A 16,798-nucleotide genomic window follows, 5' to 3' on the forward strand; every position below is an offset into this window, starting at 1 on the left:
TCTGGTCTTCCTTACAGCAGGCCGCGTTGGGCCAGATTTCGCATCAAATGAGACGCCCCAAAGTTCCATTCAGGACATTCAGTGGACAGGCGCACGGTGTTGGTCAGCGCCCCCAGCTTACCGTTTGCAATAGTGACAAGGTCCCCCAGTTTGTGGGTGAACCCGCCCCCCGGCACATCCCGGTCCTGAGTTGGTGCAAAAAGCGTACCCAGGAAAAGCATAAACCCGTCAGGGTACTGATGATGCCGGCCGATCGTTTGGCGGACAAGATCAGCGGGGTCACGGCTGATCTGAGACATCGATGACTGGCCGTTCAGCACAAACCCATCCTCACCCGTGACAGTCAGCGTCAACTCGGCATTGCGGACATCGTCCAGATCAAAGGTTGCGTCGAACAAGCGGATCATCGGACCGATGGCGCAGGACGCATTGTTGTCTTTTGCCTTGCTCAACAACAAAGCCGAGCGTCCTTCGACGTCACGCAGGTTCACGTCATTGCCCAGTGTTGCCCCTTTGATTTCACCTTTTGAGGTGACCGCCAGTACAACTTCGGGTTCCGGGTTGTTCCATGTGGAAATCGGGTGCAACCCGACGTCGGCACCCAAACCGACCGAGGACAAGACTTGCGCCTTTGAAAACACCTCGGCATCCGGGCCAATTCCAACTTCAAGGTATTGGCTCCATAACCCTTCGGAAATCAGCGCATCTTTTACTTGGGCTGCAGCTTCGGAACCGGGAACGATATTGGACAAGCTGTCACCGATACGCTCTCCGATGCGGTCCCGGATGGCTTTGGCTTTTGCAGGATCTCCGGCGGCTTGTTCTTCAATGACACGTTCCACCATTGATCCAGCGAATGTGACACCACATGCCTTGACCGATTGCAAATCGCACGGGGCAAGCCACGCATGACCTTCGTTCAAAGAGCCCAAGTCCTCGCCGGGTGCGTTGCGGACATAATCGGCGGAGTTTTCCATCTCGAGGATATCCCGAACGGTGGGCCCTGCCTTGGCGGTGATATCAACAAGTACGCCATCGCGCAGGGTCACGACACATGGCCCAATACCCGGACGCTCGACACGACCGAGCCAGAGGCCCTCGGAATCCAATTTCAAATCAGTCATTTCAGTTCCTGAGGTTATAGGCTTGGGCTGCGTTGCCGCCCAGAACCGCTTTGCGTTCATTTTCCGACAGTTCGCTAAGCAGCGTTTCTGTCGTGTCCAGCCAGCGTTCGTAACTGCTGGCGAGCGTGCACACAGGCCAATCGCTGCCCCAGATCAAACGCTTGGGGCCGAAAGTGTCCAACAAATGCTGAACATAGGGGCGCAGGTCGTCTGTTTTCCAATCTGATGACGCCTCAGTGACCAGGCCCGATAGCTTGCAATAGGCATTCGTTTCTTTGGCCAGTACAGCCATGTCCCGTGCCCATTCATCAATCAACCCGTCCCGGATAACCGGCTTGGAGCCGTGGTCGATCACCACGCGCAACTCGGCGTGACGTGCCAGCAACTGGCGCAACGGGACCAAATGCTGTGGCAACGTCAGCGCATCAAACGTCAGATCAACTTGCTGCATCGTCGTGAAGGCAGGTGTCAATTGATCGCCGAGCATCCAAAGCGGATCAGCAATGTCTTGAATCATAGGACGAAGGCCAACCAAGGCTGAATGTCCTGACATGGCCTTTATCTGTTCCTGCGCGTCGCTGGCTTCGAAATCAACCCACCCGACGACACCTTTGATAAAGGGTTCCTGGTCGGCCAGGGACAGCATGTATTCAGTTTCGGCCACTGTGGGTGCGGCCTGCACCAGAACGGTGCCTTCGATCCCTGCCGCGTTTAGCAACGGCGCAAGATCAGAAGGGGCAAAATCCCGGTAAATGCCGGCGAGTTCAGGGGTCAGCCAACCATAGTCACCTCTGGCCAGTGACCAGAAATGCTGGTGCGCGTCGATCTTCATTCAATGACGCCTTTTTTCAAAATGATGTTTCCATACAAGCGACGCTCACCCGTCTGAATGATGGCGAACGCAGTGGCAGCCCTGTCATAAAACGCGAATCTTTCCAGCCCTTGGACCGGGGCCGGATTGTCCGCTTGGGCATCGATGATGCGCTGGAAATCCGCCACGGCCTCTGGAATGGCATCGGGGTCACCGACGACCTGCATTGTCAAAGCTGGATCCGGCACAAAACTGTCTAATGGCATAACCGACAGCACGGCTTGCAAGATGTCGCTGGCCGAAGATCCATCGGCACGAACGCATTTTGGACCTGTGCTCGAACCCGGGAAATTCGCGTCGGCGATCACGATCTCATCCCCATGGCCCATAGCCCGCAATACATAGAGCAGGTCCGGCGACAGAAGCGGATTGATGTTACGCAGCATAAGCTGTCTCCGACGGTAAAGGGGCGTCGGGGCGAATTAGCCCTTCGCTGCGCAGGTCCGACCAAAGGCCAGCAGGAATATCGCGGTCCAAAAGGTTCACATTTGCCTGTACCTCGGCTGCGTTCACCGCACCGGGGACAACTGTTTTGACTGCTGGGTGTCCCAGAACAAATTGTAATGCTGCAGCAATCAAAGGGGTGCCATGAGCTTTGCACACTGCCTCAATCTTGCGCACACGGACCAGAACCTCTTCGGAGGCGTCAGCGTAGTTGTACTTGGCACCAGGAACGGCACCCGTCGCCAAAATGCCGGAATTGTAAGGCCCGCCCAAAATGATCCCGACATCTCGCTTTTCGCAAAGGGGAAGGAAGCTGTCTAACGCTTCTTGCTCAAGCAACGTATAGCGGCCTGCCAACAGGAAGCCGTCAAAATCGCCCAAACCTAACAGTTTTTCGCAAACCTGCCATTCGTTGACACCCGCGCCGATCGCCGCAATTTCGCCGGCTTCGCGCAGCTCAACCAGCGCTTTGTATCCGCCCCCATCGAACAGTTCGCGGACCTTAGCGTCAGACATCTCCTGGCTGCCTTGGCTAAAGACACAGACGTCATGTACCAGCAAAATGTCGGCATTGGCCACGCCAATACGCTCGCGGCTCGCCTCGTATGACCGCATGACGCCATCATAGGTATAGTCAAAAACAATGCGTTTTTGAGGAACGTCGACAAATGCCTCTGGCGTCACCTCATGAGGTTCGCAATCCAATAGTAAGCGACCAATCTTGGTTGAAAGCTGAATGTTCTCACGACCGAACCGAGCGATTGCTTCTCCGAAACGACCCTCGGACCGCCCAAGACCATACTGAGGTGCCGTATCAAAAAAGCGGATACCAGCATCATATGCCGCTTGCAGGGCGGCCTGCGCATCCTCGTCTGACACTTTGCGGTACAGATTTCCCAAGGGTGCTCCGCCAAAACCCATTCGGGTCAGCGGAACAGGTCGGGACGTTCGATTGTTCAGAAGTTCTGTGCTGGAAACTTTCATCCTGCCTCTCGTGCGGGTTGGATATTTATGTTGAAAAGTTCGGGTTTTTCTTGCTGCAAAATGTCAAGTCGCGGTGCGAGTTGTCCAAGATGGTGCCGCATTGCGTCCTGCGCGGCGCGCTCATCCTGCTCCAACAGCGCGTCTAAAATTGCGCGATGCTCGACCAGAGTTTCAGCAACCCTTCCCGGCGTAGGCAACAAAAGCATGCGCGCCCGGCTGACCTGCAGCGAAACGGTTTGCGCGACATCCGACAGTCGGCTGAAACCTGTGAAGTCCATCAAAAGCGAGTGAAATTCTTCATCCGCCTGATAAAAGCCGGGGATATCTTCATCCTCAACCAGCAGCCCTTGCAGGCGAACGTTGCGGCTTAGTTTTTTGCGCTGCTCATCGGTCAGGTCACGTGCGACTTTGGCAACGGCTGCCAATTCAAGCGCCTCGCGCAGGAACATCCCCTCGCGGATTTCTGACATCGAAAAATAAGACACGCGCGTTCCGGATTGCGGCACAACGTCGACCAGCCCTTCTGCATCCAGACGGGCGATGGCTTCTGCTACCGGTGCGCGCGACACACCCAGCCTTTCGCAAATTGGGGCTTTCCTGAGGTTTGCGCCCGGCGGGAAGTCAAGCGACAGAATGGCCCTCTTGAGAACCATATAAACCCGGTGCGCCAGAGAGCCTTCGGTCGAAGAAATATCGCCCAACAAACGTGCATCAATGTCTTGAGGTCTTTCCATGTTCGCCGATCTAGCATACTAACATGTTAGTTGACAAGTGCGTGATCGCAGTTTAGCAATCAGCGCAAGCAAGCGGGAAAACGATGCAAGCAGATCAAGAAACAAAGACCCCTCCGGCCGCGACTCGCGATACGGTAAAGCTGAATCCCGATGACAATGTTGTTATCGCGTTGAAGGAGCTGCAGGCGGGTGATCAGCCCTCTGGCGTGCCTGTTCCGTTGACCGGTTCAATCGTTCGTGGGCACAAAATTGCGACGAAGAATATTGCAGCAGGCGAGAACGTAATTCGTTATGGCCAAATCATAGGCCAGGCCAAAGCAGACATCGCACCCGGAGAGCACGTTCACGTGCACAATCTGGGTATGGGAGAGCATCAACAGGACTATGCGCATGCCAGCGCAAACAGCCCACTGCCCAAAGTTGAGTCCACAAGAACCTTTCAAGGCTTTCACAGAGCAGACGGAAAGGTGGGAACACGCAACTACATTGGCATTCTGACTACGGTCAATTGCTCTGGTTCGGTCGCGCGGTTCATTGCCGAGGCTGCGGAGAAATCCGGCATGCTGGACGCTTACCCGAATGTTGATGGAATCGTCCCGATCGTTCACGGCACCGGTTGTGGGATGTCGGGCAGTGACGAAGGTTACGCCACACTCTTTCGCACTTTGGCCGGGTACGCCCAGCACCCTAATTTTGCGGGTATTTTGCTGATCGGTCTGGGCTGTGAAGTCATGCAGGTCGCGGACTTGGTCGGTGGACGTCCGATCCGCAAGGATGGCGCGCTGCGGTACATGACCATCCAGAATGAAGGCGGCACGCGCAGAACGGTCGAGCGTGGCCTTGAAGAGGTAAAGGGCATTGCAGAACTTGCCAATCAGGTCAAAAGAGAACCTGCGCCGATAAGCGAGATTACGGTTGGCATGCAATGTGGCGGGTCGGACGGCTATTCTGGCATCACGGCCAACCCTGCCTTGGGCTATGCCTCGGATCTTTTGGTGCGGCACGGCGGGACCACCATCCTGTCGGAAACATCAGAGGTTTATGGCGCCGAACATCTTTTGACACGCCGTGCAGAGACCCCTGATGTCGGTCAGAAACTGATCGATCACATCCACTGGTGGGAGGATTATACCGAACGTAACGGCGGCGAGATGGACAACAATCCCAGCCCCGGCAACAAACGCGGTGGGCTCACAACCATCCTCGAAAAATCCCTAGGTGCTGTAGCCAAGGGCGGTACTGCACCAATGCGGGACGTCTACAAATTTGGTGAGGTTGTCGACAAAAAGGGCTTTGTCTTTATGGACAGCCCAGGCTTCGATCCGTGTTCGGTCACGGGGCAGGTGGCCTCGGGTGCAAATATCATTGTCTTCACGACTGGGCGTGGCTCAGTCTCAGGCTATCAGCCGACGCCTTGCGTCAAGTTGGCGACAAATACCGAAATGTATGCACGCATGGCCGACGATATGGATCTGAATTGCGGCGACATCGTCACCGACGGTGTAAGCATCGAAGCCAAAGGCGAAGAATTGTTCGAAATTCTGATCCGCGTGGCTTCGGGCGAAAAAACCAAAAGCGAGGAACTGGGCTTTGGGGGCGTCGAGTTCGTGCCCTGGCAAATCGGCGCAGTAATGTAATGCACGCAAACCCAAGGGGATAAGGGGCGTTGGGAGGAGAAATGACTAAACTGGTCGAAATGACGGGGATTGAAAAGTATTTCCCCGGTGTGCACGCGCTGAAGTCGGTGCAGTTCGATCTGTTCTCGGGTGAAGTTCACGCCTTGATGGGCGAGAACGGGGCCGGGAAAAGTACGCTCATGAAGATCCTTTCAGGGATTTACCAGCGTGACGGCGGTGATCTGCAGATAGAAGGCACAACGGCCAGCCCGACCACACCGCGTGAAGCTCAGGACCTTGGCATTGGCATCATTCATCAGGAATTGAGCCTGATGAACGACCTGACGGTTGCTCAGAATATCTTCATCGGTCGCGAACCCCGCAAAAGCTTCGGTCGGCTGGATGAGGGTGCTCTGAACGCGCAAACGGCCGAAATCTTTTCATCGATGAACCTGAATCTGGACCCAAAGGCGCTGGTCGGCAGCCTGACAATCGCCAAACAGCAAATGGTCGAGATCGCCAAGGCCTTGTCGTACCGCTCCAAAGTTCTGGTGATGGACGAACCCACCGCCGCCTTGAACGACGCAGAGATTGCCGAGCTGTTTGTTATCATCCGCAGGCTCAAGTCCGAAGGCGTCGGGATTGTGTATATCAGCCATAAAATGGATGAGCTTAAACAGATTGCTGATCGTGTCACCGTGATGCGTGATGGCGAATATGTTGGCACTGTTGGCGCTGCTGAAACACCGATTAGCCAAATCATTGCCATGATGGTCGGTCGCGAAGTCAACGAAGAGCCACTGGATGTGCCAGATCTGGGTGATGCTGAAGTTTCGCTGGAAATTAAGGGCCTTAATCGTGGCAAAGACATCAAGGACGTCAGCTTTTCGGTCCAAAAGGGCGAGATTTTGGGTTTTGCCGGGCTGATGGGGGCCGGGCGGACCGAAGTCGCCCGAGCTATTTTTGGGGCCGACCCGAAAGACAGCGGTGAAATTCGCGTGCACGGAAAACCCGTTTCCATCAAATCGCCGACTGATGCAGTGCAGGCAGGCATTGGCTATTTGTCCGAGGACCGCAAGCATTTCGGCCTCGCAACCGGAATGAATGTGCGAGACAACATCGCATTGGCATCCATGGACTTGTTTACCGGAACCGGCGGTGTCCTCAGCGACAGCGAAATTAGCCAGACAGCCAAAGGATACATCGCCCAGTTGGGGATCCGGACACCGTCAGATGTGCAGGAAGTACGCCTCTTGTCGGGGGGCAACCAGCAAAAAGTAGTCATTGCCAAATGGCTGCTGCGTGACTGCGATATACTGATTTTTGACGAACCGACACGCGGCATCGACGTTGGCGCCAAATCCGAGATTTACAAACTACTCGAAGATCTAGCCGAGCAGGGCAAGACGATCATCGTGATCTCATCTGAATTGCCGGAAATCATGCGCCTCAGCCACCGCATCGCCGTGATGTGCGAGGGTCGGCTGACCGGCATTCTGCCCGGCGGAAAAGATACCACTCAGGAAGACATCATGCACTTGGCGACCCAACGCGCGGCGGCCATGCAGGTTACAGGGGCAATGCAATGACCACAGCAACAGACATCGAAAAGAAAAAGCCACTCGCGGGTCTGTCGGAAAGCGGGGCGTACCAAAAGCTGCTGGCATTCGCCAGCCTGATCGCGCTGTTGATCGGTTTCTCAATTGCCTCACCGAACTTCATGCAAACGTCGAACATGATCGCGATCTTGCAGGCAACGTCGGTCAATGGGGTACTGGCGGTTGCGGCAACATTAGTCATCATTACTGGCGGCATCGACCTGTCGGTGGGCACATTGATGACCTTCTGCGCTGTTATCGCAGGTGTTGTACTCACGTATCTTGGTATGCCGCTGCTGCTGGGCGTTGCTGCTGCGATTGCAGCGGGCGCGTTCTGCGGCCTGTGTTCGGGTACGTTTGTCGCAAAAATGAAAATCCCACCCTTCATCGCGACATTGGGGATGATGTTGATCCTAAAGGGCCTGTCGCTGGTGATTTCCGGCACAAGACCGATCTATTTCAATGACACCCCCGGGTTCGACCAGATTTCGCGCGGCTCATTGATCGGAGAGATATTTCCGGCTTTGCCAATCCCGAACGGTGTACTGATACTGTTTTTGGTGGCAATCGCAGCGTCCTATATTCTGGGTCGTACGGTTCTGGGGCGTTACACCTTTGCGCTGGGATCAAACGAAGAAGCCGTGCGTTTGTCGGGTGTGAATACCGACATGTGGAAAATGCGCATCTACGCTCTGGCCGGTGGCATTTGTGGTATCGGCGGCATCCTGATCGCATCGCGGCTGAACTCGGCCCAACCAGCACTGGGTTTGGGATATGAACTTGAAGCCATCGCCGCTGTTGTGATCGGTGGTACATCTTTGGCCGGTGGCCGCGGCACCATTCTGGGTACGTTGATCGGAGCGCTGATCATGGCCGTCCTGACAAACGGACTGCGGGTCTTGTCCGTGGCGCAGGAATGGCAAACCGTTGTTACCGGGGCAATCATTATCCTGGCTGTATATGCCGACATGGCACGTAAGAAAAGGTCAGGCTGAACAACCAAAACCAACGACAAAACGACCAACTGGAGGAGAAAATCATGTTTTCACGTCGTTTCATTCTGGGGGCGCTGAGCGCAGCCACTCTTGCAGCACCGGCCTCGATGGCCTCGGCTGAAGAAATCTACATCCCGCTGGTATCGAAAGGTTTCCAGCACCAGTTCTGGCAGGCCGTAAAATCGGGTGCTGAACAAGCAGCAGACGAATTTGACGTCACAATCACATTCGAAGGCCCGGACAACGAGACCATGGTTGACCGCCAGATCGACATGCTGGCTGCTGCTTTGGCTAACAATCCCAAAGCCATCGGTTTCGCCGCACTGGACAGCCAGGCCGCGATCCCGCTGCTGAGGCAGGCCAACGAAAAGGGTATTCCGATCATCGCCTTCGATAGCGGCGTAGACAGTGACATCCCGGTCTCGACCGCGACCACCGACAACCTGGCTGCGGCTGGTCTGGCTGCTGACAAAATGGCTGAAAAGCTTGGCGGCAAAGGCAAAGTCGCCGTTGTTGCACATGACCAAACCAGCCGTACAGGTATCGACCGCCGTGATGGTTTTGTTAACCGCATCGCCGAGAAGTATCCGGACATCGAAGTCGTCACCGTTCAGTACGGTCAAGGCGACCACCTGAAGTCGACCGAAGTCACCAAAGCCATTCTGACCGCAAACCCGGATCTGAACGGCATCTTTGGCACCAACGAAGGCTCGGCCATCGGTGTTGTTAACGGTGTCCAGGAATTGGGTACAGAAGGTCTGGTCATCATTGGTTATGACAGCGGCAAAGCCCAGAAGGACGCGATCAAAAGCGGGCTGATGGCCGGCGCGATCACTCAGAACCCCGTTGGCATCGGTTACGAAACCGTCAAAGCAGCCGTCGCTGCGATGAAGGGCGAGGAAGTACCTGCGCTGATCGACACGGGATTCTTCTACTATGATGCATCCAACATCGACGATCCGAAGATCTCTGCGGTTCTGTACGACTAAATCCTAACCACTCACGCTTTGCCGGTCCGCCCTCGGGCGGGCCGGTTTTTTGTTTGGAGGTCCTCTAAAACGAAATTCGCGCCAGAGTTTGCCGAGCCACATAGGCAATCGGATTGATACTTCGTAAATGCGTAAACTTTGTGCTAGTGTTCATTCAGAGATATTATAAATTTATTAAAAGGTTTATTTTTCTGTGACGAACAACATCAAAAGCGCATATCGATTGCGCCCGATGGAAAAGGCGGATTTGGAAACCTTGACGCCTTGGTTTCAAGACGTCGAGGACCTAGCCTTATTTGATCGGACATCTCGGGTTCCGCTAAACCAACTCCAGACCGAAGACAGTTGGAAAGACGCATTCACGTCTGATGGCTGCGGCTGCAAATGCTGGTTTGTTGTAGAATCCAGCGAAGGTCAGGTTTTGGGCTTGGCCGGGCTTGACGCAATATCCAACATCAACCGGGACGCCATTGTTGCGCTATTCATGCATAAATCAGCACGTCGACTTGGCGTCGGCATCAGGGCGACTGCCATGGTGGTTGATTTTGCATTCCGGCAATTAGGCTTAAACCGACTGACGTCTTACTACAGGGCAGACAACCTCAGCAGCCGCGATCTGGTTGCACGGATTGGCTGCAAGGTCGAAGGCACAATGCGTCAGGCTTGGTTCGCGGATGGCCAATTCCACGATATGATGGTTGTTGGTGTCCTAAAAGACGATTGGTTTAAGCACAGGGCTACGTTAGCGGCAGAGCTTTCGTCGGACATGGTTGTCACGTTTGGGACAACGGCATCGGGAGGGTGGTCATGGCCACCTCAGGCACCAGACACGTAACGGGATGCCGACAAATTCACCAGAAGTCGTAAAATTTAATTTTTGCGTTATGCTGACCACTGGGGCCATCTGGCGCCTATGAAACGAGTACTGCCTGTGAACACGACCAGTTCTAATTTCCCGATGACTCAAAAGTTAGGCGCAGTCCTGTTTGCCGATGTCGTCGGCTATTCTCGCTTGATGAGCGAGAATGAGATGGACACTTATAACGCCTTGAAATCATTGCTGGCTCAGTTAGAGACATCTTGCGCAAAGTACCAGGGCAGGGTCGTCGAAGTCCGTGGGGATGGCATTCTTGCCTTGTTCGAAACAGCCACCGCGGCAGTCGAATTTGGTGTGGAACTGCACAGGATTGCGAGCCAACACAACGAAGGCGGGGATTCCGACAAACGAATCAAATTTCGCGCTGGCGTTCACCTTGGCGAAATCCTGATCGACGATCGGGGGATTCACGGCGACAACGTCAACATTGCTGCAAGGCTTCAAGAAATTGCAGAACCTGAACGCGTTTACGTCAGCTCTGCGGTCTATGATCAGGTCTGCAACCGGCTGCGATACGGGTATGAGTTTCTTGGATCAAAGCAGCTCAAGAATATCCTGAACCCGGTTTCGACCTATTGCGTTCGCAGCGAAGTCGCAGGCGCAACTATGGCCGGTACGATGCGGCCCGAAACGCCGGGCGATGTACTGGAACGGCCCGATACCCCCTCCGTCGCGGTGCTGCCGTTTGGAAGCCAGGGTGGGGACGAATCCGACAGTTGGATTGCCGAAGGTTTGACAGACGACATCATCATGAATCTGTCCAAGTTCCGGAACCTGTTTATCATCGCCCGGAACTCTTCGTTCTTTTTCAAAGCTCAGTCGATGCCGCCGAAACAGGCCGCAGAACGTCTTAACGTGCGCTACATCGCCCGTGGGAATGTACGTCGTTCGGCCAGCCGTATTCGGATTTCGACCGAGCTGATCGATGCAAATACCGAACGCACAATTTGGGCGGAACGGTTTGATCGCAATATCGACGACATTTTCGATATTCTGGATGAGGTAACCGAATGCATCGTCGCCGCAACCGCTGTGATGATCGAGTCGCACGAAAAACAACGCATGATTCAAGCCATACCCTCAGATCTCGAGGCTTACGGGTCAGTTCTGCAGGGTCAACATCACATATTCAAATACACGCGAAACGACAATCGCAAGGCGCAGAACTTCTATCAAACCGCACTTGATCGGGACGGTGGCTATGCCCGTGCAGCGGCGGCACTATCGCGAACCTTGAACATCGACTGGCGTTATTCCTGGACCGAAGATCCCGGTGGCGCGTTGGAACAAGCGCTAACTTTTGCACAGCGGGCGATCGAATTGGATCCCACCGACGCGCGCGGGTTTGGTGAGTTGGGTTATGTCCACTTGTACCGCAAAGAACATGACGCCGCGATCCAGTCCTATCAGCGTGCTTTGGCGCTAAATCCTAACGATGCCGACATGCATTCGGATTACGCCGACGCATTGGCGCATTCGGGGGACAATGAAACAGCTATTACGCACCTGCAACAGGCTATGCGTCTGAACCCTTATTTCCCGGATCAATACCTGTGGCACCTTGGCGGGGCGTATTACAACCTCAGACGATATGAGGACGTCATTGAAACCGTAAACAAGATGAACAACCCGACGGAAGGTCAACGCATGCTGGCCGCCAGCCACGCTCAATTGGGCAACATGGACATGGCACGTCTGATTGCGGATAAGCACCGCGAAGCGCATCCCAACTTTTCTTTGTCGCGGTGGGCGAAAGTCCTGCCAGACCGGTTGGAAGATGACACACAACACTTCGTCGAAGGGTTGAAGAAAGCCGGCTTCTAAAACGAAAAAAGGCGCGATCTACGCGCCCTTTTTGTTTGATTGTGGTCGCTGATTAGTCGCCGCCGCGTACTTTGGCACCACTTACTTTTGCGCCGCTGACCTTGGCACCTGATACCTTCGCGCCGCTGACTTTTGCTCCACTCACCTTGGCGCCTGATACTTTGGCACCACTGATTGCAGGGCTGTCAAAGCCGAAATAGATGTCCAGCAAGACTTGTTCGAACTGACCGGTCATGACATCCATGCGCATGGTCTGATCCGCCTTGTCATAATTCCAGACCATGATGCCATCAGCGACCTGATAGTCAGCAGCAGCTACCCCACCAACAGACGGGTTCTGCGGAGATCTGGCCCGTTGGTCTGGCGGCGTGCCCGCTTCGGCAACCGGCGTTCCATCGCCGTGCACAAGAAAAATGGTAGGCTCGGGAAGGTCGTAATATGTTCCTTCGTAGGCAAAGCCGTAAATCTTAGCGAATTTAACCTTGTCGCTGCCTGCAGCCGCAAACTGGTCTTTGAGATGCTTATTGTTGCCTTTGGTTTTTTGATCTTTCGTCGAATATGCAAGATCCTCCAAAACGCGTCCGTAAATCAACACTTCTGAAAAACTGAGTAATGTCTCCGCCATAAACTCATCTCCCAATTGCGGGTTTGACAGTTAATCTCTCTCGCCCTTTGTCCAGACCCGCAAAAAGCACGAGTCAAAAAATCCAAAAAAATCACCCCATTCATAAATGCCATAAACTTGTTTGAAAAAAAAGAATTTCCTCAGCTTTCCTCTGGCACCTGGGTGCGAACAGAGTTGGCATGGCTGTCTTCGTCCGGGTCTGGCAGGCGCGGGCCGGCCGTCGTCAGACCAATATCGCGCATCCGAAAGTTCCCTTCGATGATGCGTTGGAAAGCGCCGCCCGTGATTTCCTGATCAACTGTCAGCAGCGCTTTTTCAACGCCGAAATAGCTGAGCATGTCCGCGTCTAGCAGGCTCCATGCATCTGCTAAATAGGTGCCAAGATAGTCGCGTGCTTCCAGCAGTGCTATGCGAAAACCGTCGGGATTTTCGGCGTATCGTTGGTCAAAAATTCCCTGCATGACGTCGCTATAATCCGCCGAGTCCTCAAGCTGATCTGACAAGTCTTCTTCTTCGGGGGTTATGAGCCCATGCATCAGCAGACGCTCGTGGTAAATATCGACAAAAATGTCGAACATCGCGCCCGTTAACGGTTCGGACAAAGCGTGTTCACTGGACCACCCAGCTGCGAATTCGGCCAAAGAACGGTTATTCGCCGCGGTTCTGATTTGTGCGTTTTCCGAAAGCTCGGCAAATCGGTTCAAGCGGTTGAACGTGTACAGGTTACCTCGGGTGTTTGTGAGTAGCGTCTCAACCACGGATCCAAAATGCAATGAAGCGAGCAATGCGACCAAGTCCGCTGCAGATTCATGGAACCCATAATATTCGCCCGAGGCATCACCGTCCGACGGCATCCCAATCACACTGTAGATTATCGCGTGGCCGATCTCATGTGCGACGACATCGAAATTCAGGCTATAGGGGCGATACTCATTCCCGTGATCATGCGTGCCCCCGGTTTCAAGAAAACCCCAACCGATATGGGCGTTATCGAGGCTGGGAAGCAATGAGAGTTCTAGTCGTTCAAAATCGCGCGCGAAATGCCATGGGATTGGTCGGTCAAAATATCCTTGCCAGACATCCATCGTGAAATGGGCCGATCCGAACAAATGGGCTGCTTCAAACGCGGGGTCGCTTGGGTCGATATGGATGAAGTTCCCAAACTCGTCCGGCATTGCAGGCGGTTGAATATATCCGTTCCAGGGCGGCAGATACATACCCGGGCCATTGGGTCCCGGAACAATTGCGCCGTAGGGTGTCGTCTTACCCACAGGGTTAACGGTGTACATACGCGGACCCGATGGCCCGGGTCCGATACTGCCTTGGGGCGCAGAAATCTCGACCAGTTCCAATTGAGCGTCTGGTTCGAGAAAAGGCGATTGAGGGAACAACAAAAATCGCGTTCCCGGTTCTTCATGTTCACTGTCCACGGGTAGGTCCATAAAGCGCGCTCCCGGTCTGTTTAAGTTTCCGTCACGTGCCGGATGACTGTATCCCGGCATTATTCTGACAATACAAAAATTCCACTTCTATCAAATCATACAACGCCTCGCGTTCGGGTAATCCAAGAGAGACCGCATAAGCATCCAGATCATCTGGGACATCCCGATTGAGGTGGGTTTCAAAATACCACACTACCATATTCAGACGGTTCGCACCCACATTACGGTCGAATGGCGCGGTCATATCTGCCTTTTTAAAGGCGCGGTTCCTAAATTCCTCATATCGTCCTGTGTGTCTTAGCTCGGACATCAGGATTTCGTCCAAACGATTACTGCGCGCGGAAATGGTTGCATCCAGACGAGCCGCATCTGTTAGCATCGCCTCATATTGCTCAAGGCTCAGATCATTCGCATTCAGCCACATCATCAGATCTGATTGGCGCGGCAGATCGTGGTGGCTTCGATGGCGTGACATCTGGTGCAAGACGGCGTCGCGGTCGGGCGTCATATTGCGTCTGGTCGTTTCTTCCCGTGCCAATAAGGTCAACATCGCGCGCTCACGCAATGTCGAAAAAAGATCTGGGTTCAAACGAAGTTCGTTTATGATCGCGGTATCCCCGGTGCCTTGCTCATCAATCCGTTCACGCAAGGCTTTCCAAACCAAAGTACGTTCCATAGGCTCCGGCGTTTCGTGGGGCAGGGCGGGGCTGGACAAGTGTTCCGACATAACCCCCAACATCGCTTTTGCGTCATCAGCCTTTGCATCCACTTCTCCAATGGGCAGCCAATCCCAAAAGGCACTAAAACTGTCGGCATTTGTCAGAGCATTGCTGATTTCCGTCCAAGTTCGCTGGCGATAATGAATTGACTTGGCCGTTTTCAGAATATCCGTCGTGTATTGTGCGCTCAGGATACCTGCGGCGACCGCCTGTGCGACGGTCGCACGCACGGAAACCATTGGCACACTCAAGGGCTGAAACGCAAGCTCAGCCGGGCTGTGAAGTACGGCAACTTCATCATCGTCTTGCAGAACACCGGAATAGTAGTCCTCGAATATCTGGCCTACGCCGATCATGCCAAAATCCGCAAGTTCCGATGCCCTGAGGGCACCCATACTGGCGCTGCCAAAGACCGGTATACCTTGTTCCATCGCCCATAGGATTTCTTTGTGCCACACGGATGGCACACCTTCGAAATACCCATCAATTATGCCGATCGCATCGGGGCGATCCTTGGCTACGCGGTACACGTCACCTTGTCGGACCGGCGGCAGAATACGAGCGTCCAAAACCTCAGAGATCGCCTCTGGTTTTATAGTCGGACCTGCAAAAATGATGACGCTCATGAACGTTCTTCCACAAACATCTGGGCCCGCTGACCCGGGACGTAATCGGGATCGTCATGCGGAGCCTCCAACCCCGGAACTACGGCACGCACGACCGCGATATCATAGTCTTGTCGCGAAAGGTCCAATACGACCACTTGCTGTAAACCAACAGCCTGCAACCTGTCCAAAAGCAGGTCGACATCTTCTTCGAAAGACCCGGTAGAAAATGTGGGACAATCGCCAAAGTTTTCGTCTGCAGGGGCGTTGATAATCTGGTCTTGTATGTATCTACAACGTTCGGTTTGCGCCTGCGACGTGAATTCGGATGGATCAAGATCATCCCGCGCGCCGGAAATATAGGTCAGACGCGTTTGGGCAGCTTCAGTTACGGCACGCAACAAAGCGATCGCCCGGTCAGGATGGCACCCGTCACCAATTCCGATATGACCCGTCTTTCCTGCAGCTTCGGAAATGACACAGCGAAAACTGGCAATCCCGATATCCGAAGTCGTGTTCCATATTCCGCAATCCAACCCCGCCGCTTGGATCAATTGAAGGGCTTGCTGGCAACGATCATCTTCGATTGTCCCCGGGTCTACACGCATCTGAGCCGGCTTGTGATGCCATAGGGTTGTCGCATCGCGCTCAATCAGTTCGCAAATGGCGTGGCAGGTGGCTTCGGCAGTGTTGTTGCCAGATGCCAAACCATTAGTTGTTCTTGGAAATGCGCCCTTTCCACCATCGGGTGCGTCCGTATAGTCGGTATCTACCATTTCCAACGGGACCCAACATTCTTGTTCGGCGCACAAATCCCAGCCTTGCACCCACAACATGTTGCGGTTGGGTTCAAAACGCCCGCGGGTCACGCGCGGCAGAGCTGATACGTCAACCACATTCGCGTTCGCCACAAGATCGGTATAGCGGGCAAGGCGTTGCGGCAGGTGCACGCGTTCAGCGTGCCAACTTTCTATAGCCTCCATCACGCCTGAGGCCTGCGCCGCGCTGAGTGACAGACCTTTGCCAAGGGAAACCGCCACTGAGCGAGAGTTCGGTCGCGACACCATAACGGTCGGTAACCCAATACGGTCCAACCCGGTCAGATTGGCAATTCTGGTTATACCCATTTCTTTTAGATAGGGCTTAACCAGCTTCAGAGTCTGCTCAGGATCACGCGAGCGGTGCGTATCAAGCACATATCGTTTTTGCGTATCAACTGACATGCGACTGACCTTAACCAAAAAAACGCGAACGTATTAAAGAAATCAGAAATCAATAGGTTTCAGGATGGTGGATGTATTTCGCTGGGTCAACAGATCGAATGACGTTTCCCGTCAAGGAACGGGTTAAC

General features: G+C 54.1%; 15 protein-coding genes. 6 read left to right on the forward strand and 9 right to left on the reverse strand.

Annotation, left to right across the window (positions count from 1 at the left end; genetic code table 11):
* Positions 1–11: 11 nt before the first annotated feature.
* Genes ACR0BD_RS06410 through ACR0BD_RS06430 form a run of 5 tightly spaced genes read right to left on the reverse strand, consistent with a single transcriptional unit; the run spans position 12 to position 4,157 of the window.
* Entirely contained in the window at positions 12–1,124 is a 1,113-nt protein-coding gene (locus tag ACR0BD_RS06410; protein ID WP_480829504.1) for a fumarylacetoacetate hydrolase family protein, read from the reverse strand.
* Position 1,125: 1 nt separating this feature from the next.
* Complete coding sequence (locus tag ACR0BD_RS06415; RefSeq protein WP_480829505.1) at positions 1,126–1,956, reverse strand: amidohydrolase family protein; 831 nt, start codon at positions 1,954–1,956, stop codon at positions 1,126–1,128.
* A complete protein-coding gene (fucU, locus tag ACR0BD_RS06420; RefSeq protein WP_480829506.1) occupies positions 1,953–2,381 on the reverse strand; it encodes an L-fucose mutarotase in 429 nt (142 codons plus the stop codon). The genes ACR0BD_RS06415 and fucU overlap by 4 nt, the downstream gene beginning before the upstream one ends.
* Positions 2,371–3,423, reverse strand: coding sequence for an aldo/keto reductase (locus tag ACR0BD_RS06425; RefSeq protein ID WP_480829507.1), 1,053 nt, complete (start codon positions 3,421–3,423; stop codon positions 2,371–2,373). Before ACR0BD_RS06425 ends, fucU begins: the two co-directional genes overlap by 11 nt.
* On the reverse strand, positions 3,420–4,157 hold the full coding sequence (locus tag ACR0BD_RS06430; protein WP_480699786.1) for a GntR family transcriptional regulator: 738 nt from the start codon (positions 4,155–4,157) through the stop codon (positions 3,420–3,422). Before ACR0BD_RS06430 ends, ACR0BD_RS06425 begins: the two co-directional genes overlap by 4 nt.
* A gap of 83 nt (positions 4,158–4,240) precedes the next feature.
* Between ACR0BD_RS06430 and ACR0BD_RS06435 the strand changes: the two genes are divergently transcribed.
* The 6 genes from ACR0BD_RS06435 to ACR0BD_RS06460 all read left to right on the forward strand — a co-directional run bounded on the left by ACR0BD_RS06435 (position 4,241) and on the right by ACR0BD_RS06460 (position 12,056).
* Positions 4,241–5,794 carry a UxaA family hydrolase gene (locus ACR0BD_RS06435; RefSeq protein ID WP_480829508.1) on the forward strand — a complete coding sequence of 518 codons (1,554 nt, stop codon included), beginning with the start codon at positions 4,241–4,243 and terminating at the stop codon, positions 5,792–5,794.
* A 41-nt stretch (positions 5,795–5,835) separates the two neighbouring features.
* Positions 5,836–7,362, forward strand: coding sequence for a sugar ABC transporter ATP-binding protein (locus tag ACR0BD_RS06440; RefSeq protein ID WP_480699784.1), 1,527 nt, complete (start codon positions 5,836–5,838; stop codon positions 7,360–7,362).
* Positions 7,359–8,366, forward strand: a complete 1,008-nt coding sequence (locus ACR0BD_RS06445) for an ABC transporter permease (RefSeq protein ID WP_480829509.1) — start codon at positions 7,359–7,361, stop codon at positions 8,364–8,366. The genes ACR0BD_RS06440 and ACR0BD_RS06445 overlap by 4 nt, the downstream gene beginning before the upstream one ends.
* A 44-nt stretch (positions 8,367–8,410) precedes the next feature.
* Complete coding sequence (locus ACR0BD_RS06450) at positions 8,411–9,355, forward strand: substrate-binding domain-containing protein (protein WP_480699782.1); 945 nt, start codon at positions 8,411–8,413, stop codon at positions 9,353–9,355.
* A gap of 193 nt (positions 9,356–9,548) precedes the next feature.
* Positions 9,549–10,190 (forward strand): GNAT family N-acetyltransferase, encoded by a 642-nt coding sequence (locus tag ACR0BD_RS06455; protein WP_480699781.1) that lies wholly within the window; start codon positions 9,549–9,551, stop codon positions 10,188–10,190.
* Positions 10,191–10,313: 123 nt separating this feature from the next.
* Positions 10,314–12,056, forward strand: a complete 1,743-nt coding sequence (locus ACR0BD_RS06460) for a tetratricopeptide repeat protein (RefSeq protein WP_480829511.1) — start codon at positions 10,314–10,316, stop codon at positions 12,054–12,056.
* Between the two features lie 52 nt (positions 12,057–12,108).
* On the opposite strand, the gene ACR0BD_RS06465 is transcribed toward ACR0BD_RS06460, so the two are convergent.
* The 4 genes from ACR0BD_RS06465 to ACR0BD_RS06480 form a co-directional block, all read right to left on the reverse strand.
* Entirely contained in the window at positions 12,109–12,681 is a 573-nt protein-coding gene (locus ACR0BD_RS06465) for a hypothetical protein (RefSeq protein ID WP_480699779.1), read from the reverse strand.
* A 140-nt stretch (positions 12,682–12,821) separates the two neighbouring features.
* Positions 12,822–14,123 (reverse strand): gluzincin family metallopeptidase, encoded by a 1,302-nt coding sequence (locus tag ACR0BD_RS06470; RefSeq protein ID WP_480699778.1) that lies wholly within the window; start codon positions 14,121–14,123, stop codon positions 12,822–12,824.
* 31 nt (positions 14,124–14,154) lie between these two features.
* The gene (locus ACR0BD_RS06475; RefSeq protein WP_480829512.1) at positions 14,155–15,468 is read right to left on the reverse strand and encodes a TfuA-like protein; all 1,314 of its coding nucleotides are present in this window, start codon (positions 15,466–15,468) and stop codon (positions 14,155–14,157) included.
* On the reverse strand, positions 15,465–16,670 hold the full coding sequence (locus ACR0BD_RS06480) for a YcaO-like family protein (RefSeq protein ID WP_480829513.1): 1,206 nt from the start codon (positions 16,668–16,670) through the stop codon (positions 15,465–15,467). Before ACR0BD_RS06480 ends, ACR0BD_RS06475 begins: the two co-directional genes overlap by 4 nt.
* Positions 16,671–16,798 lie beyond the last annotated feature (128 nt).

Source organism: Ruegeria sp. G5, assembly GCF_056533365.1.

What these genes read in the sequence shown, in the direction of transcription:
- ACR0BD_RS06410 (WP_480829504.1), bottom strand. Translation starts at nt 1,124, where the DNA reads ATGACTGATTTGAAATTGGATTCCGAGGGCCTCTGGCTCGGTCGTGTC.
- ACR0BD_RS06415 (WP_480829505.1), bottom strand. Translation starts at nt 1,956, where the DNA reads ATGAAGATCGACGCGCACCAGCATTTCTGGTCACTGGCCAGAGGTGAC.
- fucU (WP_480829506.1), bottom strand. Translation starts at nt 2,381, where the DNA reads ATGCTGCGTAACATCAATCCGCTTCTGTCGCCGGACCTGCTCTATGTA.
- ACR0BD_RS06425 (WP_480829507.1), bottom strand. Translation starts at nt 3,423, where the DNA reads ATGAAAGTTTCCAGCACAGAACTTCTGAACAATCGAACGTCCCGACCT.
- ACR0BD_RS06430 (WP_480699786.1), bottom strand. Translation starts at nt 4,157, where the DNA reads ATGGAAAGACCTCAAGACATTGATGCACGTTTGTTGGGCGATATTTCT.
- ACR0BD_RS06435 (WP_480829508.1), top strand. Translation starts at nt 4,241, where the DNA reads ATGCAAGCAGATCAAGAAACAAAGACCCCTCCGGCCGCGACTCGCGAT.
- ACR0BD_RS06440 (WP_480699784.1), top strand. Translation starts at nt 5,836, where the DNA reads ATGACTAAACTGGTCGAAATGACGGGGATTGAAAAGTATTTCCCCGGT.
- ACR0BD_RS06445 (WP_480829509.1), top strand. Translation starts at nt 7,359, where the DNA reads ATGACCACAGCAACAGACATCGAAAAGAAAAAGCCACTCGCGGGTCTG.
- ACR0BD_RS06450 (WP_480699782.1), top strand. Translation starts at nt 8,411, where the DNA reads ATGTTTTCACGTCGTTTCATTCTGGGGGCGCTGAGCGCAGCCACTCTT.
- ACR0BD_RS06460 (WP_480829511.1), top strand. Translation starts at nt 10,314, where the DNA reads ATGACTCAAAAGTTAGGCGCAGTCCTGTTTGCCGATGTCGTCGGCTAT.
- ACR0BD_RS06465 (WP_480699779.1), bottom strand. Translation starts at nt 12,681, where the DNA reads ATGGCGGAGACATTACTCAGTTTTTCAGAAGTGTTGATTTACGGACGC.
- ACR0BD_RS06470 (WP_480699778.1), bottom strand. Translation starts at nt 14,123, where the DNA reads ATGGACCTACCCGTGGACAGTGAACATGAAGAACCGGGAACGCGATTT.
- ACR0BD_RS06475 (WP_480829512.1), bottom strand. Translation starts at nt 15,468, where the DNA reads ATGAGCGTCATCATTTTTGCAGGTCCGACTATAAAACCAGAGGCGATC.
- ACR0BD_RS06480 (WP_480829513.1), bottom strand. Translation starts at nt 16,670, where the DNA reads ATGTCAGTTGATACGCAAAAACGATATGTGCTTGATACGCACCGCTCG.